The sequence below is a fragment of the Nitrospirota bacterium genome, from assembly GCA_040755395.1.
Lineage (GTDB): Bacteria > Nitrospirota > Nitrospiria > Nitrospirales > Nitrospiraceae > DATLZU01.
On record JBFMAX010000044.1, the window covers coordinates 1 to 1,974 of the forward strand.

At 56.4% G+C, this 1,974-nt stretch carries 2 protein-coding genes; both read right to left on the reverse strand.

Annotated elements, in window-relative coordinates; genetic code table 11:
- The coding region (locus AB1555_20005) for a hypothetical protein (protein MEW6248962.1) at positions 1 to 476 on the reverse strand (476 nt) is incomplete at its 3' end.
- A gap of 32 nt (positions 477 to 508) precedes the next feature.
- The gene (locus AB1555_20010; protein MEW6248963.1) at positions 509 to 1,753 is read right to left on the reverse strand and encodes a calcium-binding protein; all 1,245 of its coding nucleotides are present in this window, start codon (positions 1,751 to 1,753) and stop codon (positions 509 to 511) included.
- Positions 1,754 to 1,974 lie beyond the last annotated feature (221 nt).

Consider the following 1,974-nt stretch of genomic DNA (forward strand, 5'->3'; position numbering starts at 1 on the left):
AAATATTCTTCCGGGTGATCTCGTACTCCTACCGAATGTCCGTACGGATCTTCCAGTGCATAGAGATGTTCGAGTTCGTAATCTGTGGGATTGTCGCGGAGACGTAGTTGGAGCAAGCCTTCCACATGCTCCACTGTCTTGTAGATGAACTCCCCCGCCTCCGTCTTGCAGAGATGCTCGAAGTATTCCTGCGGCGTCATGCCGGGCTTGTAGCCACTGTCTTCCGGGACAGGGTTGGGGATTTTGATGGAGTGCGCGAAGCGGCCCTCTGGTGTTGCAAGTGGATCGGCCGGTTTAAGATTCGGAATCGCGCATCGTGAATCTGTAGGCTTTAACTTCTTAGAAATGCAAAGCTCAGCCATTTCGTTCACAACCTTGCGAAACCGTTCCCCCGGTGTCTCGGCGAACGAGACACAAGATAGGACCAGAAAGCAACCCATCATGGTCACCATCAGCCTTGATACTTTGTTTTGCATGCTGCTTGCCTCCACTGAGGATTTAGTCCCTTTTATGCCACCGAAACGGACTGACGATCATAGCTACCTCTTCCAAACAGGCCCTCGATCATCTCGTCGCCATACAACTGATCATCGCCCGCCCCGCTGACGATCGTGTCGTTCCCGCCCAGCGCATGGATCAGGTTGTGGTCGTCGCCGAGGGAGGGGACCAGCCGCCCGGGGTCGGTCGTGGTCGTGGTGTTGTTGGCGCTGTCATCAAAGAACGGCGAGTAGACCGGCTCGTAGATGGGATTGCCATTCTGGTCGATGCCGATCTGCTCATAGTGATCCACTTTCACAAACTCGGTCCGGGTGGCCGCGGCATAGGCCGGGAGCTCAAACAGGCGGATCCCGAACTGGCCGTTCTGGAAGTTCTCGTTCAGAATCAAGGACCCATTGACGATGAGGTCCGTCCCCGAAACAACATAGGTGAAGCGGCCATCGAGGCTGCTATAGCCGCCACCGCCGGCTGGCCGAATCCCCCCTTGCAACAGTTGCTGATCGAACAGGATGGCGTTGGTGCCTTGCGTGTCTTCAATCCGATCGGTGCCATCGCCCGAGTTATAGATGTACGTGTCGAAGCCAGCGCCACCGACCAGCAGGTCATTGTCCCCAGCACCGCCCGCCAGAATATCGTTGCCCGCGCCGCCTTCGAGATAATCCGTACCCCCTTGCCCGAACAACACGTCATGGCCGCCACCGCCAAAGAGATGATCGTCCTTGCCCTCTCCCTGAAGGGCGTCACTGTCATCACCGCCAAAGAGAAATTGCCGATCATCAATCGAGAACAGCGAGGTCGTTTGGATCTCGTCGTTGCTGGCCACGTCTTTGAAATGAATCCCGTTCGGGGATTGGTCGAGATCGCCCTGATTCACAGCAAGCTTTTCGGCCAGGAAAAGGGCCCGGTCCTCGAGGTACTGCTGTGTGAGGGTGCCGGTCCCCAGGAGTTCATCAAATAGGTCCAGTGCACCATTCTGATTGAATCGTGAATAGTCCACGCCGATCACGGCGAACGGATTGAGTTCCTTCAGCGCATAGCGATAGGCAATGTCGTTCACCGCGCGGGCCTCGACATCATTAACGGGCAAGCCAACCAAGGACACGAGGGACCCAGGATTCGGCAGGACTTGCGCCTTCACTTGCTCAAGATTGGTGTAAAACTCATTGCGCCTCGCGATATCCCCGAATCCACCCGTTGCTGGGTTCGACTCAGTCTTCGACACCTCTCCGAGGTAGATCTTGCGTAAGGCATCCAATGCGTTCTCCAGTGAGTCGGCCTCCGCTGTGCCCGGTAACCCAACAGTGGTCCCTGTCGCTCGTTGGTTCGAGGACGCCGCGAAAATCTGCTCAATGAGGTATAGTCAGAAAGTGTGGAAATAGGAAAAAGGCGGTGGCAACCTTTCGGGTGACCAAACCCAGCCGGAGGCATTCCGGCCATGAAAGGAGGCACCGCCGTGAAGGAGCAGAGCACAGCACC